Below are 16,141 nucleotides of genomic sequence, written 5' to 3'. Positions count from 1 at the left end.
GCCAGATTGTGATGATGTGAGTGTTCACTGATTGTGGCCGCTTGCCAGGATCTGTCGGATCGACTGGCCTGCTGCCTCGATATGTTGCTTGAGCAGGACCACGGCCTCGTGCTTGCGGCGGGCGCGGCACAGCTCCAGCAGTCGGGCGTGTTCGCGCTCGGCCTTGTCCACGCCGCCCTGGGCGAACAGCAGCTCGAAGCGTACGTAGCGATCGCAGCTCAGATTGATCTGGGCGATGAGATCCAGTGCCTGGGGACGATTGGCTGCCTGATAGAGGGTGGCGTGAAAACTGTGGTTCAACTCGGCCCAGTGCTCGATCTGGGTGCCGGACTCCAGCGCCAGATCAAACTGGGCCAGGATGGCTTGCGCCTTGGCGAAGGTCTCCTCCGTCATCAGGTCGACGGCGTGGAACAGGGTATCGGCTTCCAGCAGCGCCCGCAAATAAAAGAGCTCCTCTATGGCCGAGGCGTCCAGCATGGTGACCACGGCGCCGCGATGGGCCTCGAACTTCACCAGCCCCTGGGCCTCCAGCTGCATCAGCGCCTCCCGCACCGGAATGCGGCTCACCGCCAGCTCCTTGGCGATGGCGTCTTGGCGCAAGGGGGCGCCTGCCGCAAACTCCCCACGCAAAATCCGGCCGCGGAGGTTCTCCATCACCATCTGGGTACGGGTCTTGTAGGGTAGGGTCATGCTTGAGTCACAGGCAGGTTGCAAAATTGTATATTGTATAAAGTTTGACTGAATCTAACGCGCAACCGCCTGCAAGGCAAGGCTTGGCAGGATCCATATGCCGCGCATCGGCCAAAAAAATACCGGCCAGCTGGGCTGACCGGTATGGGGTTGTCACCTTGGCGGGACGCAGCTTACAGCTGCGGGCCCGCAGCAACCAGGCGTTTGCCTTCGTCGTTGTCGGTGAAGCGCTCGAAGTTCTTGATGAAGCGCTGGGCCAGATCCTGGGCCTTGGCGTCCCACTCGGCCTGGTCGGCATAGGTGTCGCGCGGGTCGAGGATGGCCGGGTTCACGCCCGGCAGCTCGGTCGGCACTTCCAGGTTGAAGACAGGCAGCACCTTGGTCGGCGCCTGCTCGATGGAACCATCCAGGATGGCGTCGATGATGGCGCGGGTGTCCTTGATGGAGATGCGCTTGCCGGTGCCGTTCCAGCCGGTGTTCACTAGGTAGGCTTCCGCCCCTGAGGCTTCCATCCGCTTCACCAGCTCCTGACCGTACTTGGTCGGGTGCAGGCTGAGGAAGGCGGCGCCAAAGCAGGAGGAGAAGGTCGGCGTCGGCTCTGTGATGCCGCGCTCGGTACCGGCCAGTTTGGCGGTGAAGCCAGACAGGAAGTGGTACTTGGTCTGCTCCTTGGTCAGCTTGGCGACCGGAGGCAGCACCCCGAAGGCATCGGCGGTCAGGAAGATCACCTTGTTGGCATGACCCGCCTTGGAGACCGGCTTGACGATGTTCTCGATGTGATAGATGGGGTAGGAGACCCGGGTATTCTCGGTCTTGGAGCCATCGTCGAAGTCGATGGTGCCGTCGGCCGCGACCGTCACGTTCTCCAGCAGCGCGTCGCGACGGATGGCGTTGTAGATATCCGGTTCGGCCTCTTTGGAGAGCTTGATGGTCTTGGCGTAGCAGCCCCCTTCGAAGTTGAACACGCCGTGGTCGTCCCAGCCGTGCTCGTCATCGCCGATCAGCTGGCGCTTGGGATCGGTGGAGAGGGTGGTCTTGCCGGTACCGGAGAGGCCGAAGAAGATGGCCACGTCCCCATCCTTGCCCACGTTGGCGGAGCAGTGCATGGAGGCGATGCCGCGCAGGGGCAGGAAGTAGTTCATCATGGAGAACATGCCCTTCTTCATCTCGCCACCGTACCAGGTGCCACCGATGAGTTGCATCTTCTCTGTCATGTTGAAGGCGACGAAGTTCTCGGAGTTGAGACCCTGCTCCTTCCAGTTCGGGTTGGTGCACTTGGCACCGTTCATCACCACGAAGTCCGGTTTGAAGGTTTTCAGTTCTTCTTCGCTCGGGCGGATGAACATGTTCTTCACGAAGTGCGCCTGCCAGGCCACCTCTGTGATGATGCGTACCGCCAGACGGGTGTCAGGGTTGGCGCCGCAGTAGCCATCCACCACGAACAGGCGCTTGCCGGAGAGCTGTTTGGTCACCAGAGATTTCAGATGTGACCACACTTCCGGGGTGATTGCCTTGTTATCGTTCTTACCCTGGTCAGACCACCACACAGTATCCTGGGTGGTGCCGTCCTTGACGATATATTTATCTTTTGGGGAACGGCCGGTGAAGATGCCGGTGTTGACATTGACGGCACCGAGTTCGGTGACGACGCCACGTTCGAATCCTTCCAGGTCTGGGCGGGTCTCTTCTGCGAAAAGCTGCTCATAGGAGGGGTTGCGAACGATTTCCTGGCTGTTTTTGATACCGTATTGGTCCAGCTTCAGTTGTTGGGCCAGGGTGGGTTCTACCACGATAGTCATTATGTTCTCCTGGGTTCAGAGGTGTGTAGGGTTCTATCTGACGTCCATGCTACCACCTAGGTGGTAGTTTTTAGCGATCGCCATCAAACTTTATAAAATAGGGTATTTTTTTGTTATTTAAGTTAAAGGCGGGTTTTGCCCGCCTTTATTTAGTGTAACTTGTTTGCATCATTACCGGGAGCCCCGCTGAACAGGGTTTCGATGTCTATTCCATCAAATTGGTAGTGAGCGCCGCAGTAATCGCAGTGCATGTCGATCTTGCCGAGCTCCTGCACCATGGCCACCGCCTCCTCCTTCTCTATCTGCAGCAGAGCCCCTTCGCAGCGAGCGCGGGAGCAGGTGCAGCGGAACTCGATCGCCTGGGGATCGAACACCCGTACCTTGTCCTGATGGTAGAGGCGGTAGAGGATCTCTTCGGCCTCCAGACCGAACAGCTCTTCATCCTTGATGGTGCTGGTGAGCTGGATCAGGTGGTCGAAGTCGGCGCCGTGATCCTCGCTCCGGGCGGGCAGCTCCTGCAGCAGTATGCCTGCGGCGCGGGGCTGGCCCTGGTGGTGGCCGGTGCGGATCCAGAGCTTGGTGGCGAGTTGCTCGGACTGGGCGAAGTACTGCTCGAGGCAGGCCGCCAGGGTGTCGGCCTCCAGGGCTATGATGCCCTGATAGCGCTCGCCCTCTTCAGGGGTGATGGTGATGACCAGCTGGCCGTTGCCAATCAGGCTCTGCAGCTTGTCGTCGGTCGGCAGTTCGCCTTCATAGCGAGCCACGCCGCGCAGTTGCTGGTTGTGATCGCCGTTGATCACCGCCAGACGCACCGGGCCATCCCCTTGCAGCTGCACGGTGATGGAGCCTTCGAACTTGAGGGTGGCGGTCAGCAGGCTGGTGGCGACCAGCAGTTCACCCAGCAGTTTCTGTACCTGTACCGGGTAGTTCTGGGCATCGACGATGTGACGATAGGTACTATCCAGCTGGACCAGCTCCCCCCGGACTTCGTACTCTTCGAACAGATAGCGATACAGGAGATCTTGGTTACTCATCATGCTTTCCTAGGGTTTTCTGGGGGAAAAGATAAATACATTGTTAAACAGGTGGTTAGGAACTAATTTCCGCACCTGTCGTCATAAAGGGGCCACAAGGGCGAGTCAGTATTGCTTGACCTTGATCAGCTGGCGTCGCTCCTGCTTGTCGGGGCGGCGCTCCGGACTTGGGGCGAACTGGCTGTTGAAGCGCCGTGCCTCGCTGTTCTGGGCCCGTTTCTTCAGGCTCTCTTCGGTCTCTTCATAGAGCAGCTGAGCCAGGGGGGCGGATTTGCGCTGCTCGCTCAACTCGAGCACCCGCACCTCCCGTTCATCCTGGCCCTGCCAGAAACGGACGAGGGCGCCGACCTCGACGGCCTTGCCCGGTTTGCTGCGCTGGCCGTTATAATGCACCTTGCCGCCGTCGATCTGATCCCGCGCCAGGCTGCGGGTCTTGTAGAAGCGTGCCGCCCACAGCCACTTGTCGAGGCGGACCTGAGTGCTGCTTTGTGCTGGATTCGACATGGATCGGCTCCGGGATGGCTGAAAAGGGAGCCTGATTATACCAGAGGCAGGGCCCGGGATAGAAACAGGGGGAAGCGGGGTGTGACGGAATCTGAATTTTCACAGCTTCATCCCATCCGGTCGGTTGTCTCTGGGTCCATTGCCGTACACAATAGCTAAACGATTTGGATGCCAGAATATATTGATAAACATGACGCTACCGTTCAGGGATGACTTGTTGGGCTCCCTTCTGGCTCGCTGCAAGACAGTGCCACTCTCCCGTTTCAGCCAGCCTCTGTTCTGGCTGCTTCTGCTGTTGCTGGCCCAGCAGTGCGCCGTGCTCACCTGGCGTCTGTTCGATCTCACCCAGTCCCCCCGACCTCTGCCCTGGCAGCCTGCGGTCACTCCGGGTCAGGGCGCCGGACCTGCCCGCCTCGATCTCGCCAACCTCAGCCGGCTCTCCCTGTTTGGCAAGGCGCAGCAGCCGCAGGCCGACAAGGTGGCCCAGGCGGCCCTGATCGATGCCCCCAAGACCCAGCTCAATGCCCAGCTCAACGGGGTGTTGGCCAGTACAGAACCAAGCAAGTCCATCGCCATCATCGCCCACAACGGCCTGCAGAACTCCTATGGCATAGGGGATTACATCGACGGTACCCAGGCCAGGATCCGTCAGGTGTTTGCCGACAGGGTCATCATCGCCCGGGACGGCCGTGACGAGACCCTGATGCTGGATGGGGAAGAGTACGGCAAACCGCTGCCCAAGGTGACGCGGCAGGGGGCCGAGCTCTCCTCCGTTCGCAGCGAGTTGATGAGCAATCCTGGCAAGATCACCGATTATCTCAATATTTCTCCGGTCCGGGTGGATGGTCGCATGGTCGGCTATCGCCTCAATCCGGGCAGCAATCCCGAAGTGTTCAATCAACTCGGACTGGTCGCCAACGATCTGGCGGTCAGCATAAATGGCCTGGATCTGCGTGATAACGCACAGGCCATGCAGGCGATGCAGCAAGTGGCGGGTGCCACGGAAATGACCGTCACCGTCGAGCGGCAAGGACAGCTCTACGATGTCTATGTCGGCTTGTCAGAATAATGAATTGGAGTAACACCAAGAATGATAAATAAAGGGAAGGGCTGGCGTCTGGCCACAGTGGCGGCAGCCTTGATGATGGCTGGCTCTGCCTGGGCCACCGAGTATTCCGCCAGTTTCAAGAATGCCGACATCGAAGAGTTCATCAACACGGTCGGCAAGAACCTGAACAAGACCATCATCATAGAGCCCTCGGTGCGCGGCAAGATCAACGTCCGCAGTTACGATCTGCTCAATGAGGATCAGTACTACCAGTTCTTCCTGAGCGTGCTCGACGTCTACGGTTTCGCCGTGGTGCCCATGAACAACGGCGTGCTCAAGGTGGTGCGCTCCAAGGATGCCAAGACTTCGGCCATCCCCGTGGTGGACGACACTAACCCAGGCGTGGGGGACGAGATGGTGACCCGGGTGGTGCCGGTGCGCAACGTCTCGGTCCGGGAACTCGCCCCCCTGCTGCGCCAGCTCAACGACAACGCCGGCGGCGGCAACGTGGTCCATTACGAGCCCTCCAACGTGCTGCTCATCACAGGCCGCGCCGCCGTGGTGAACCGCCTGGTAGAGGTGGTGCGCCGGGTGGATCGCGCAGGCGATCAGGAGATGGACGTCATCAAGCTCAAATATGCCTCCGCCGGCGAGATGGTGCGGCTGGTGACCAACCTCAACAAGGATGGCAACAACCAGGGGGCCAACGCCTCCCTGCTGCTCTCTCCCAAGGTGGTGGCCGACGAGCGCACCAACTCCGTGGTGATCAGCGGTGAGCCCAAGGCCCGCGCCCGCATCATCCAGATGGTGCGCCAGCTCGACCGAGACCTGCAGAGCCAGGGCAATACTCGGGTCTTCTACCTCAAATATGGCAAGGCCAAGGATCTGGTGGACGTGCTCAAGGGCGTCAGCTCCAGTATCGAGGCGGACAAGAAGGGTGGTGCAGCCACCGGCGGCGGTGCCAGCATAGGTGGCGGCCAGCTTGCCATCTCCGCCGACGAGACCACCAACGCCCTGGTGATCACCGCCCAGCCGGACGTCATGGCCGAGCTGGAGCAGGTCATCGCCAAGCTCGACATCCGCCGCGCCCAGGTGCTGGTGGAGGCGATCATCGTCGAGATCCAGGACGGTGACGGCCTCAACCTCGGGGTGCAGTGGGGCAACGCCAATGGCGGCGGCACCCAGTTCACCAATACCGGTCTGCCCATCGGACCCGCCATCATCGCGGGCAAGGATTACAAGGACAACGGCAACACCGACGGGCTCGAAAACCTGCTCGGTGATTTCAGCGGCATGGCGGCCGGTTTCTACAAGGGGGACTGGGCCATGCTGGTGACGGCGCTCTCCACCAACACCAAGAACGACATCCTCTCGACCCCGAGCATAGTCACCATGGACAACAAGGAAGCCTCCTTCAACGTCGGCCAGGAAGTGCCGGTGCAGAGCGGCTCCCAGAGCTCCACCACCAGCGACCAGGTGTTCAACACCATAGAGCGCAAGACGGTGGGCACCAAGCTGGTGGTAACGCCCCAGATCAACGAAGGGGATTCGGTGCTGCTCAACATCGAGCAGGAGGTCTCCAGCGTAGCCCAGACCCAGGCGACGGGTACCGCCAACCTGGGCCCCACCTTCGACACCCGTACCGTCAAGAACGCCGTCCTGGTGAAGAGCGGCGAGACAGTGGTGCTGGGCGGCCTGATGGACGAGCAGACCAAGGAGCAGGTCTCCAAGGTGCCAATATTGGGGGATATCCCGGTGCTGGGCTACCTGTTCCGCTCCACCTCCAACACCACCGCCAAGCGCAACCTGATGGTCTTCATCCGGCCGACCATATTGCGCGATGCCAACGTCTATTCCGGGGTCTCCAGCAACAAGTACACCCTGTTCCGTGCCGAACAGTTGAACCTGGCGGCCGAGGAGGGGTACGCCACCTCGCCGCCCCGTCAGGTGCTGCCGGCCTATGGTCAGGACGTGATGCTCTCCCCCGAGGTACAGAAGCAGATTGAACTGATGAAGGCCCAGCAGCAGTCGACCACTGTGGTGAGACCCATAGTGCAACAACCGGTGCAACAGCCGTTCGTGCAGAGCAAGCCCTGATGGCCGCCTACCAGCTCGATGGCAGCGAGCTGCCGGCCCCCTTGCCGGAACTGCCGTTTGCCTTCGCCCGCAACTTCGGGGTGATCCTGACCGAGCGTCAGGGGGCCCCCGTGCTGCTCTGTCGCCAGGATGTGGCGCCGCAGACCCTGCTGGAGGTGCGCCGGGTGGCGGGGTGTTCCTTCGTGGTGGAGCCGCTGGGTCATGACGAGTTCGAGACGCTGCTGATGGCCCACTACCAGCGCGACTCCTCCGAGGCGCGCCAGCTGATGGAGGATCTCGGCAACGAGATGGACTTCTTCGCCCTGGCCGAAGAGCTGCCCCAGAGCGAGGATCTGTTGGACGCCGACGACGACGCCCCCATCATCCGCCTCATCAACGCCATGCTGAGCGAGGCGATCAAGGAAGAGGCGTCCGACATCCACATCGAGACCTTCGAGCGGGCCCTGGTGATCCGCTTCCGCATCGATGGGGTGCTGCGGGAGATCCTGCGCCCCCATCGCAAGCTCGCCTCCCTGCTGGTGTCGCGCATCAAGGTCATGTCCCGCATGGACATTGCCGAGAAGCGGGTACCCCAGGATGGCCGCATCTCATTGCGCATCGGCGGCCGCGCCGTCGACGTGCGGGTCTCCACCATGCCGTCAAGCTACGGCGAGCGGGTGGTGCTGCGACTGCTCGACAAGAACAACGTGCGCCTCGAGCTCAAGCAGCTCGGCATGACGCTGGCCAATCGCAACATCATCAGCGATCTCATCCGCAAGCCCCACGGCATCATATTGGTGACGGGCCCGACCGGCTCGGGCAAGTCCACCACCCTGTATGCTGCGCTCTCCGAGATCAACTCCCGGGATCGCAACATTCTCACGGTGGAAGATCCCATCGAATATGACCTGGAAGGGGTCGGCCAGACCCAGGTCAACACCAAGGTGGACATGACCTTCGCCCGGGGCCTGCGCGCCATACTGCGTCAGGATCCGGACGTGGTGATGGTAGGGGAAATCCGTGACCTCGAAACCGCCCAGATCGCGGTGCAGGCGTCGCTGACCGGCCACCTGGTGATGTCGACCCTGCACACCAACACCGCCATCGGCGCCATCACCCGGATGCGGGACATGGGGATAGAGCCCTTCCTGCTCTCCTCGTCCCTGCTGGCGGTGCTGGCCCAGCGGCTGGTGCGAACCCTCTGCCTGGATTGCCGTACCGCGCACCCGATCACCGAGCAGGAGCGCCTCGCCATGGGGCTGGATCTTCCGCCGGATCAGCAGATCTGGCGCCCCGTGGGCTGCGAGCAGTGCAACCACACCGGCTATCGTGGCCGGACTGGCATCCACGAGCTGGTGGTGGTGGACGAGGCGGTGCGCGAGGCGATTCACAGCGCCAGCGGCGAGCTCGCCATCGAGCGGCTGATCCGGGGCCATACCCCCAGCATACGCCGCGACGGCATCGACAAGGTGCTCCAGGGGCAGACCAGCCTCGAAGAGGTGCTGCGCGTGACCCGGGAAGACTAGGATGGCTGCGTTCGAATACAAGGCCCTCGACCCCAGGGGCAGACAGAAGTCCGGGGTGATGGAGGGGGACTCCGCCCGTCAGGTGCGCCAGCTGCTGCGTGAGCAGGGGCTGACCCCCCTCGAGGTGAACGAGACCACCGAGAAGGCGAAGCGGGAGGCCAATCGCTTCGTGCTGTTTCGCCGCGGTGCCTCCACCTCGGAGCTGGCCCTCATCACCCGCCAGCTGGCGACCCTGGTGGGGGCCGGGTTGACCATAGAAGAGGCCCTCAAGGCGGTGGCCGAGCAGTGCGAGAAGGCCCACCTGCGCAGCCTGGTGGCCACGGTGCGCAGCAAGGTCGTAGAAGGTTACTCCCTGGCCGATTCGCTCGGCGCCTTCCCCCATGTGTTCGATCAGCTGTTTCGCTCCATGGTGGCGGCCGGCGAGAAGTCCGGTCACCTGGAGAAGGTGCTCAACCGCCTCGCCGACTACACCGAGCAGCGCCAGCACATGCGCACCAAGCTGCTGCAGGCGATGATCTACCCCATAGTCCTCACCCTGGTGGCCGTGGGCGTCATCTCCATACTGCTCACCGCCGTGGTGCCCAAGGTGGTGGCCCAGTTCGAACACATGGGCCAGCAACTGCCCGCCACCACCCGCTTTCTCATCGGCACCAGCGAGCTGATGCAGCACTATGGCCTCTGGTTCCTGTTGCTGCTGCTGGTGGGTGGGTTTGTCTGGCGCTGGTGGCTCACGGATGCCGGACGGCGCCGCCACTGGCATCAGGTGGTGCTGCGCCTGCCGGTCATCGGCCGGGTCAGCCGGGGCCTCAACACCGCCCGTTTCGCCCGCACCCTGAGCATCCTCAACGCCAGCGCGGTGCCGCTGCTGGAGGGGATGAAGATCTCGGGGGAGGTGCTCTCCAACGACTTTGCCCGCCACCGCATCGGTGAGGCCACCGAGCGGGTGCGCGAGGGGACCAGCCTGCGCAAGGCGCTGGATGAAACCAAGATTTTCCCGCCCATGATGCTGCACATGATCGCCTCCGGCGAGCAGAGCGGCGAGCTCGACAGCATGCTGGAGCGGGCGGCGGACAACCAGGACAGGGAGTTCGAAACCCAGGTGAACATCGCCCTCGGGGTGTTCGAGCCCATGCTGGTGGTCTCCATGGCCGGGGTGGTGCTGTTTATCGTGATGTCGATCCTGCAGCCGATCCTCGAGCTCAACAATATGGTGAATTTATGATGCTGGCGTGCGGGTGACGTCGGTCGATCCTGCGGTCAACTCGCTCGAACTGAACAGCATGGTCAATTTGTGAGTGAGGTTCGGATGTCCGAATACGCGACCCTATTCGAACCTGCAAAGCCAGTCGATCTCGCAGGTTCGATTAGCCGCACGGCGGCGTAATCGGACGAGCGCGGTTCAACAATCAATCTCTGATGGCTCATGCCATCTCAATTCGTTAGGAGCTGTAGTCATGCAAAAGCGTCGTCAATCGGGTTTCACCCTGCTGGAAGTCATGGTGGTCATCGTGATCCTGGGGATCCTGGCCAGCCTGGTGGTGCCCAACCTGATGGGCAACAAGGAGAAGGCGGATCAGCAGAAAGCGGTCTCCGACATAGTGGCGCTGGAAAATGCCCTCGACATGTACAAGCTGGACAACAACCGCTACCCGACCACAGAGCAGGGTCTGGATGCCCTGGTCAACAAGCCGACAGCGTCACCCGAGCCGCGCAGCTACCGGGACGGGGGCTACATCAAGCGCCTGCCGCAGGATCCCTGGGGCAACCAGTACCAGCTGCTGAGCCCGGGCCAGTTCGGCAAGATCGACATCTTCAGCATGGGGCTGGACGGCGAAGCCGGGACAGATGACGACATCGGCAACTGGAACCTGAAGGACTTCCAGTAAGTGATTTGCCGCCCCGTTTGCTCCGCCTTGCTGGAGCAGCCTGAATGAGGGCTGCGCCATCTGCTCGTCGTCAGACTGGCTTTACTCTGCTGGAGGTCTTGCTGGTCGCCATGTTGATGGGGCTGGTGGCCACCGCCGTCGTCCTCAGCATGGGGGGCGCCCGGGGGGACAGGGAGCTGGACAAGCAGGCGCGTCGCCTCATGGCGACCCTGCAACAGGCGCAGGAGTATTCGGTGATGGATGGCCGGCTGCTGGGATTGAGAGTCGAGGAGAACGGCTGGCAGTTTATGTCCCGCAATCCCAAGGATCGCAAGTGGCAGGCACTGACCGGGGACAAGCTGCTGGGGCCGGTGCAACTGCCGGAGGGGATCACCCTGGCCGTCGAGCTGGAGGGTTTCAGCTGGCGCACCGAGTCGGATGAGAAGAGCGAGCAGGGCCGCGACGAGAAGGAGCGCACGCCCCAGATCTTCATCTTTCCGGGGGGGGAGCTCACCCCCTTCGTGCTGACCCTGAGCCAGCAGGACGAGGATCTGAGCTACCTGCGCACCCTGAAGGGGGACGAGTTCGGTCGCCTCTTCCTGCAAGAAGACGAAGAGGAAGAAGAGTGACGGGCAGGAGCGCAGGTGGCGAGCGAGTTCGCCGCGTCACGGGCGGGCCCGCCAGGGCGCGCGGCATGACGCTGCTGGAGGTCATGGTGGCGCTGGCGGTGTTCGCCATCGCCGGCCTTGCCGTGATGAAGACCGCCAGCGAGCATCTCTCCGGCCTCAACTACCTGGAGCAGAAGACCCTGGCGACCTGGGTGGTGGAAAACCGGCTGGTGCAGCAAAAGCTAGAGGGCAAGTGGCCGGGAGACAGCTGGGTGGAAGGGGACGAGGAGATGGCCGGACAGACCTGGTACTGGCGCTATCGTGGCGTCGCCACCAGCGACAACAACTTCAAGGCCCTGGACGTGGAGGTGCGCACCGCGCCCAAGGCAGAGAGCCCGGTGGCCATGATGCGGACCTATATCAGCCGATGATCCAGAGCAACACCCGCCTTTCCCGCCACCGTGGTTTTACTCTGCGTGAGAGGTTGCTGCGGCCATCGCCCATGTCGGTGACCTCAGGCCGACGCGCTGTCCGCCAGGCTGGCTTTACCCTGCTTGAGAGGTTGCTGCGGCCATCGCCCATGTCGGTGACCTCAGGCCGGCGCGCTGTCCGCCAGGCCGGCTTTACCCTGCTTGAGATGCTGGTGGCCATCGCCATCTTCGCCAGCCTCAGCATGGGGGCCTATCAGGTGCTGCAGGGGGTGCTCACCAGCGACGAGGTGGCCAAGCGCAAGGAGGTTCGCCTCTCCGAACTGCAGCTCGCCTTCAACCTGCTGGAGCGGGACATCACCCAGATGGTGCCGCGCAGCGGCCGCATCGATGGCGAGAACAACAAGGTGCTGCTGGCGGCCTCCCGCTTCGGCCAGCAGAGCGATGACTGGGGCATGGCCTTCATCCGTGGCGGCTGGCTCAATCCGGACGGCATGCTGCCGCGTTCCGGCTTGCAGCGGGTAGGCTGGCGACTCAAGGAGCAGACCCTAGAGCGGCTGAGCTACCTCTACCCGGATCCCGCGATCGGCACCGAGCCGCGGATTCAGCCCGTGCTGGCCGGGGTGACGGCCCTGCGGCTCTATTTCTACGACAAGGGCGCGTGGAAGGAGGAGTGGACCCAGCGCGACCTGCTGCCCTATGGGCTGGCGGTGGAGCTGGATCTGGCGGATTACGGCACCATTCGCCGTCAGTTCCTGATTGGAGCCGGTGGCCAGAGGGCTGAAAATGGTAATTGATCGTCGTTTTTCCCTGTCCGTCATGGAAGATGACGGTACCCTTGGCCGTCGCCAGTTCCTGATAGGAGCCGGTGGTCAGAGGGCTGAAAATGGCAATTAAGCGCAGCCGGGGCCCATTCCGTACCACACCCGGCCGGCAAGGGGGCATGGCCCTGCTGGTGGTGCTGCTTATTCTGTCGGTGATGGTGATCATCGCCAGCAACATGAGCGGCCGGTTGCAGCTGGAGCTGCGCCGGACCAGCAACCTCACTGCTGGCAAGCAGGCCTGGTGGTATGCCATGTCGGCGGAGGCACTGGTGATCAAGGTGCTCAACCAGGACTTCAAGGATGACCCCGATGTGGTCAACCTGGGCCAGAACTGGGCACGGCAGGATGCCGTCTTCCCGGTGGACGACGGCACCCTGTCCGGGCGGGTGCGGGATCTGCAATCCTGCTTCAACCTCAACAGCCTGAGCCTGGCCCTGAAAGAGGGGGAGAGCGGCGATGATCTCGATGCGCAGCCCTATCAGTTCAAGGCGTTCCGGGCGCTGCTCGAGGCGCTGGAGGTGGATGAGTACGAGGCGGTGCAGCTCACCGACGCCATCCGCGACTGGACCGACAAGGATACCCAGCTGGTCTCGAGCAACGGGGCCGAGGATGCCTATTACGAGGGGCTCAATCCCCCCTATCTGGTGGCGAACCAGTGGCTGCTGGGAACGGACGAATTGCGGGCCGTGCGTGGGGTGAGCAGCGAGCTCTACGCCCGGCTGGCCCCCTATGTGTGCACCCTGCCAAGCGACAAGCTGGTGGTGAACATCAACACTATCAAGCCGGAGCAGGCGGCCCTGCTGGTGGGGCTCTATCAGGGCAAGATAGGGCTGGACGACGCCAAACGGGTGCTGACCAACCGCCCCAAGAAGGGGTGGAAGGAGAAGAAGGAGATGACGGATGAGCTGTCGGTGCAGCCGGGCAGCATCACGGGGCTGGACGGCGCGCTGGACATCAAGAGCAGCTTCTTCGAGGCCCGTCTGCTGGCCGAGGTGGGTGATGTGCGGGCCCGGCTGGAGACCGTCTTCCAGCGCGGCAAGGACAACAAGCTGGTGATGTTGCGCCGTCTGAACGACGGTGCAGAATAACAGGGAGATGGCCGGCCTCTGGCCTGTCTGTCCCGCCCCTAATCTGGACTGCAGCCGATGGCTGCGGCCCGCCCATCGACGAGGATGCTGGCGGGCATGGCAGGAGAATCATTTGTGAGCGAGAGTCTGGTCATTCGTCTGGGGACCAATGCGCAGCAGCCGGTGCATTGGCTGGTGTGGTCGACGCAGGAGCAGGAGATCATCGCCTCCGGCACCCTGGCCTCGGCCCATGCCCTGGGTGAGCTGCAGGAGCGTGCCGGTGGCCGCCCCGTGGTGACCCTGGTGCCCGGCAGCGATCTCATCTTCCGGCGGGTCAGACTGCCGGGCAAGTACAGCCGTCAGGCCGCGGCGGCCTTGCCCTATCTGCTCGAGGAGCAGATCGCCTCCGACGTGGACGAGCTGCATCTGGTGGTGCTGGCTCATCAGGGGCAGGACGTGGATCTGATGGCGGTGGACAAGGGGAAGATGCAGGCGTGGCTGGCGTGGCTGCAGCAGGCGGGGCTCAAGACCCTGCAACTGCTGCCGGACGTGCTGGCCCTGCCGCCCGCCGCCGAGGGGTGGTCTGCCCTGCAACTCGGCGCCGAGTGGCTGATCCGCCAGGGCCCAGTCCAGGGGATAGTCGCCGACGAGCCGCTGCTGGCCATGCTGCTGGCGGCCCAGCCCGAACCCGTCACCATCCATAGCCATACCCCGGCTCCCGCCATCGCGGCCGCCAACTGGCAGGCGGCGGATCCCGAGCTGCCCATGCTGCTGCTGGCGAAAGGGGCGATCGCTTGCCAGGCGAACCTGTTGCAGGGGCCCTATCGACCCCAGACCGAATACGGCCGCTACTGGCTGCAGTGGCGCAAGGTGGCGGTGCTGGCGGGGATACTGCTGCTGGTGGCCCTGGCCCAGCGCGGGGTACAGCTCTATCAACTGACGGAGCAGGACAAGGCCCTCAAGGCGGAGATCCGGCAGGTCTATACCCGGATCTTCCCGGGGGAGACCCGGATCGTCAACGTCCGCAGCCAGATGAGCCAGCACCTCAAGTCCCTGGGGCAGGCCCCGCAGGGTGGGGTTCTGCTGCTACTGACCGAGCTGGCGCCTGTGTTTGCCGAGGTGCCCGGTCTCAAGCCCGAAGTGATGCGTTTCGACGCGGCCAGGGGCGAGCTCAGGTTGCAGGTCACGGCCCCCGGTTTCACCGAGATAGAGCGTTTTCGCGAGTTGGCGGGCAAGCGCTTCGAGGTGCAGCAGGGTGAGGTGCGAAGCCATGAGGGCAAGGTGGAAGGGGCGCTGGTGCTGAAGGGGAAATCATCATGATGGACAAACTGCAAGGCTGGTGGCGTGGCATCAGCCCCCGCGAACAGCGGCTGGTGGCGGTGGGGGGTTGTGCCCTGCTGATCGGGCTCTGCTACTGGGTCATCTGGCAGCCCGTCGCCAATCGCATCGACGAGCGGCAGCGGCAGGTGGCCAACCAGCAGCAGACGCTCGCCTGGTTGAAAGAGAAGGGGCAGGAGGTGCTGGCGATGCAGGGGGGCCAAGGCCGCCAGATCGACACCAGCGGCACCCTGGACGGGGTGGTGAACCGCACCGCCTTCAACCAGAAGATCAAGATAGCCAGGCTGCAACCCCAGGGGCAGGAGTTGCAGGTGTGGATAGACACTGTCCCGTTCGAGGATCTGCTGCTCTGGCTCGCGACCCTCTCCGATCAGTACGGCGTCCAGGTGCAGATCATCGAGGTGGCCCGGGAGGGGCTGGCTCCCGGCCTGGTCAAGGTCAGGCGCTTGCAGTTGAGCCGCCCCCAATGACACCAAGCGTAATGGGCGCCGCCCGGTTTTTGGCATGGCGCTCAATGTTGGCTCCTGGCTTGGCCCGGGCCGGATCCTTGCAGTCGAGTCCTGTTCTATGAAACAAAAAGTCCTGATCGCCACCCTGTTTCTGGTGGCCTATCTCGGTTTCCTGCTGGTGAGGTTGCCAGCCACTCTGGTGGTGCGCCATCTGCCGCTGCCCCCCAACCTGGTGCAGCTGGAAGGGGTGAGCGGCACCCTCTGGAGCGGCCAGATTGCCCGGCTGCAATATGCCAGCGAGTCCCTGACCCAGCTGCGCTGGGATCTCGACGGCTGGTCCCTGCTGCGCCTGGCGCCCGAGGTGTCGGTGCGTTTCGGCGATCGCGCCGGCCTCAACGGTCAGGGAGTGATCGGCTGGAATGGCGCTGCCTTCGGTCGTGACATCACCCTCAACGCCCCCGCTCCCTGGGTGCTGGCGCGGGTGCCCACGCGCCTGCCCTTCCCCCTGACGACGGCGGGTCAGCTGCAACTGAAGGTCGATCAGTTCGCCCAGGGCAAGCCCTGGTGTGAGGAGCTTTATGGCAACCTCAACTGGTACGGCGCCGAGGCCGACACCCCGGCGGGCAAGCTGCTGCTGGGGGATCCCGAGCTCAAGCTGACCTGTCTCGACTCCCGTCTGGTGGCCGAGCTCAAGCAGGGCTCCGAGGCGGTGCAGGTGCAGGGCAAGCTGGAGTTGCAGGCCAATCGCCAGTATCTGTTCCAGGGCACCCTCAAGCCTGGGCCCGAGCTGCCGGATCAGATGAAGCAGGGGCTGCACTTCCTCGGTCAACCCGACGGTCAGGGCCGCTTCCCGCTGCGCTATCAGGGCCGGATCTAACGCCATCC

General features: G+C 63.0%; 16 protein-coding genes. 12 read left to right on the top strand and 4 right to left on the bottom strand.

Going from position 1 to position 16,141, the window contains the following annotated elements:
* Window positions 1–24 precede the first annotated feature (24 nt).
* The 4 genes from AAHB08_RS17435 to hslR all read right to left on the bottom strand — a co-directional run bounded on the left by AAHB08_RS17435 (window position 25) and on the right by hslR (window position 4,027).
* Window positions 25–690 (bottom strand): GntR family transcriptional regulator, encoded by a 666-nt coding sequence (locus AAHB08_RS17435; protein WP_139433938.1) that lies wholly within the window; start codon window positions 688–690, stop codon window positions 25–27.
* 173 nt (window positions 691–863) lie between these two features.
* Entirely contained in the window at window positions 864–2,489 is a 1,626-nt protein-coding gene (gene pckA / locus AAHB08_RS17430) for a phosphoenolpyruvate carboxykinase (ATP) (RefSeq protein WP_139433939.1), read from the bottom strand.
* Window positions 2,490–2,638: 149 nt separating this feature from the next.
* Window positions 2,639–3,523, bottom strand: coding sequence for an Hsp33 family molecular chaperone HslO (gene hslO / locus AAHB08_RS17425; RefSeq protein WP_202047270.1), 885 nt, complete (start codon window positions 3,521–3,523; stop codon window positions 2,639–2,641).
* Window positions 3,524–3,628: 105 nt separating this feature from the next.
* Window positions 3,629–4,027 carry a ribosome-associated heat shock protein Hsp15 gene (gene hslR, locus AAHB08_RS17420; protein ID WP_342059630.1) on the bottom strand — a complete coding sequence of 133 codons (399 nt, stop codon included), beginning with the start codon at window positions 4,025–4,027 and terminating at the stop codon, window positions 3,629–3,631.
* A 217-nt stretch (window positions 4,028–4,244) separates the two neighbouring features.
* Between hslR and exeC the strand changes: the two genes are divergently transcribed.
* The 12 genes from exeC to exeN all read left to right on the top strand — a co-directional run bounded on the left by exeC (window position 4,245) and on the right by exeN (window position 16,133).
* Entirely contained in the window at window positions 4,245–5,096 is an 852-nt protein-coding gene (exeC, locus tag AAHB08_RS17415; protein WP_330847517.1) for a GspC family type II secretion system variant ExeC, read from the top strand.
* A 21-nt stretch (window positions 5,097–5,117) separates the two neighbouring features.
* Window positions 5,118–7,172 carry a GspD family T2SS secretin variant ExeD gene (exeD, locus tag AAHB08_RS17410; protein ID WP_202047267.1) on the top strand — a complete coding sequence of 685 codons (2,055 nt, stop codon included), beginning with the start codon at window positions 5,118–5,120 and terminating at the stop codon, window positions 7,170–7,172.
* The gene (gene exeE, locus AAHB08_RS17405; RefSeq protein ID WP_342059629.1) at window positions 7,172–8,677 is read left to right on the top strand and encodes a GspE family T2SS ATPase variant ExeE; all 1,506 of its coding nucleotides are present in this window, start codon (window positions 7,172–7,174) and stop codon (window positions 8,675–8,677) included. The genes exeD and exeE overlap by 1 nt, the downstream gene beginning before the upstream one ends.
* A gap of 1 nt (window position 8,678) precedes the next feature.
* Entirely contained in the window at window positions 8,679–9,899 is a 1,221-nt protein-coding gene (gene exeF / locus AAHB08_RS17400) for a GspF family T2SS innner membrane protein variant ExeF (protein WP_025328343.1), read from the top strand.
* A gap of 232 nt (window positions 9,900–10,131) precedes the next feature.
* Window positions 10,132–10,563, top strand: coding sequence for a GspG family T2SS major pseudopilin variant ExeG (gene exeG, locus AAHB08_RS17395; protein WP_202047265.1), 432 nt, complete (start codon window positions 10,132–10,134; stop codon window positions 10,561–10,563).
* Window positions 10,564–10,607: 44 nt separating this feature from the next.
* The gene (gene exeH / locus AAHB08_RS17390) at window positions 10,608–11,171 is read left to right on the top strand and encodes a GspH family T2SS minor pseudopilin variant ExeH (RefSeq protein ID WP_342059628.1); all 564 of its coding nucleotides are present in this window, start codon (window positions 10,608–10,610) and stop codon (window positions 11,169–11,171) included.
* On the top strand, window positions 11,168–11,581 hold the full coding sequence (gene gspI / locus AAHB08_RS17385; RefSeq protein WP_429108488.1) for a type II secretion system minor pseudopilin GspI: 414 nt from the start codon (window positions 11,168–11,170) through the stop codon (window positions 11,579–11,581). Before exeH ends, gspI begins: the two co-directional genes overlap by 4 nt.
* Window positions 11,582–11,730: 149 nt before the next feature.
* Complete coding sequence (exeJ, locus tag AAHB08_RS17380; RefSeq protein WP_342059627.1) at window positions 11,731–12,375, top strand: GspJ family T2SS minor pseudopilin variant ExeJ; 645 nt, start codon at window positions 11,731–11,733, stop codon at window positions 12,373–12,375.
* Between the two features lie 89 nt (window positions 12,376–12,464).
* Window positions 12,465–13,490, top strand: coding sequence for a GspK family T2SS minor pseudopilin variant ExeK (exeK, locus tag AAHB08_RS17375; protein WP_342059626.1), 1,026 nt, complete (start codon window positions 12,465–12,467; stop codon window positions 13,488–13,490).
* Window positions 13,491–13,604: 114 nt separating this feature from the next.
* Window positions 13,605–14,789 carry a GspL family type II secretion system protein ExeL gene (exeL, locus tag AAHB08_RS17370; RefSeq protein ID WP_202047261.1) on the top strand — a complete coding sequence of 395 codons (1,185 nt, stop codon included), beginning with the start codon at window positions 13,605–13,607 and terminating at the stop codon, window positions 14,787–14,789.
* Window positions 14,786–15,277 (top strand): GspM family type II secretion system protein ExeM, encoded by a 492-nt coding sequence (exeM, locus tag AAHB08_RS17365; protein ID WP_106885752.1) that lies wholly within the window; start codon window positions 14,786–14,788, stop codon window positions 15,275–15,277. The genes exeL and exeM overlap by 4 nt, the downstream gene beginning before the upstream one ends.
* Window positions 15,278–15,374: 97 nt before the next feature.
* Complete coding sequence (exeN, locus tag AAHB08_RS17360) at window positions 15,375–16,133, top strand: GspN family type II secretion system protein ExeN (protein ID WP_342059625.1); 759 nt, start codon at window positions 15,375–15,377, stop codon at window positions 16,131–16,133.
* Window positions 16,134–16,141: the final 8 nt, after the last annotated feature.

This window comes from Aeromonas sp. OTU364, assembly GCF_038440395.1.
Lineage (GTDB): Bacteria > Pseudomonadota > Gammaproteobacteria > Enterobacterales > Aeromonadaceae > Aeromonas.
This window is presented reverse-complemented; position numbering and strand designations above follow the sequence as displayed.

Excerpts from the sequence above, each read along its gene's own strand:
- exeF (WP_025328343.1), top strand. The coding sequence starts at position 8,679 with ATGGCTGCGTTCGAATACAAGGCCCTCGACCCCAGGGGCAGACAGAAG.
- hslR (WP_342059630.1), bottom strand. The coding sequence starts at position 4,027 with ATGTCGAATCCAGCACAAAGCAGCACTCAGGTCCGCCTCGACAAGTGG.
- exeD (WP_202047267.1), top strand. The coding sequence starts at position 5,118 with ATGATAAATAAAGGGAAGGGCTGGCGTCTGGCCACAGTGGCGGCAGCC.
- exeK (WP_342059626.1), top strand. The coding sequence starts at position 12,465 with ATGGCAATTAAGCGCAGCCGGGGCCCATTCCGTACCACACCCGGCCGG.
- AAHB08_RS17435 (WP_139433938.1), bottom strand. The coding sequence starts at position 690 with ATGACCCTACCCTACAAGACCCGTACCCAGATGGTGATGGAGAACCTC.
- exeH (WP_342059628.1), top strand. The coding sequence starts at position 10,608 with ATGAGGGCTGCGCCATCTGCTCGTCGTCAGACTGGCTTTACTCTGCTG.
- exeM (WP_106885752.1), top strand. The coding sequence starts at position 14,786 with ATGATGGACAAACTGCAAGGCTGGTGGCGTGGCATCAGCCCCCGCGAA.
- exeJ (WP_342059627.1), top strand. The coding sequence starts at position 11,731 with ATGTCGGTGACCTCAGGCCGGCGCGCTGTCCGCCAGGCCGGCTTTACC.
- exeG (WP_202047265.1), top strand. The coding sequence starts at position 10,132 with ATGCAAAAGCGTCGTCAATCGGGTTTCACCCTGCTGGAAGTCATGGTG.
- exeE (WP_342059629.1), top strand. The coding sequence starts at position 7,172 with ATGGCCGCCTACCAGCTCGATGGCAGCGAGCTGCCGGCCCCCTTGCCG.
- pckA (WP_139433939.1), bottom strand. The coding sequence starts at position 2,489 with ATGACTATCGTGGTAGAACCCACCCTGGCCCAACAACTGAAGCTGGAC.
- hslO (WP_202047270.1), bottom strand. The coding sequence starts at position 3,523 with ATGAGTAACCAAGATCTCCTGTATCGCTATCTGTTCGAAGAGTACGAA.
- exeN (WP_342059625.1), top strand. The coding sequence starts at position 15,375 with ATGAAACAAAAAGTCCTGATCGCCACCCTGTTTCTGGTGGCCTATCTC.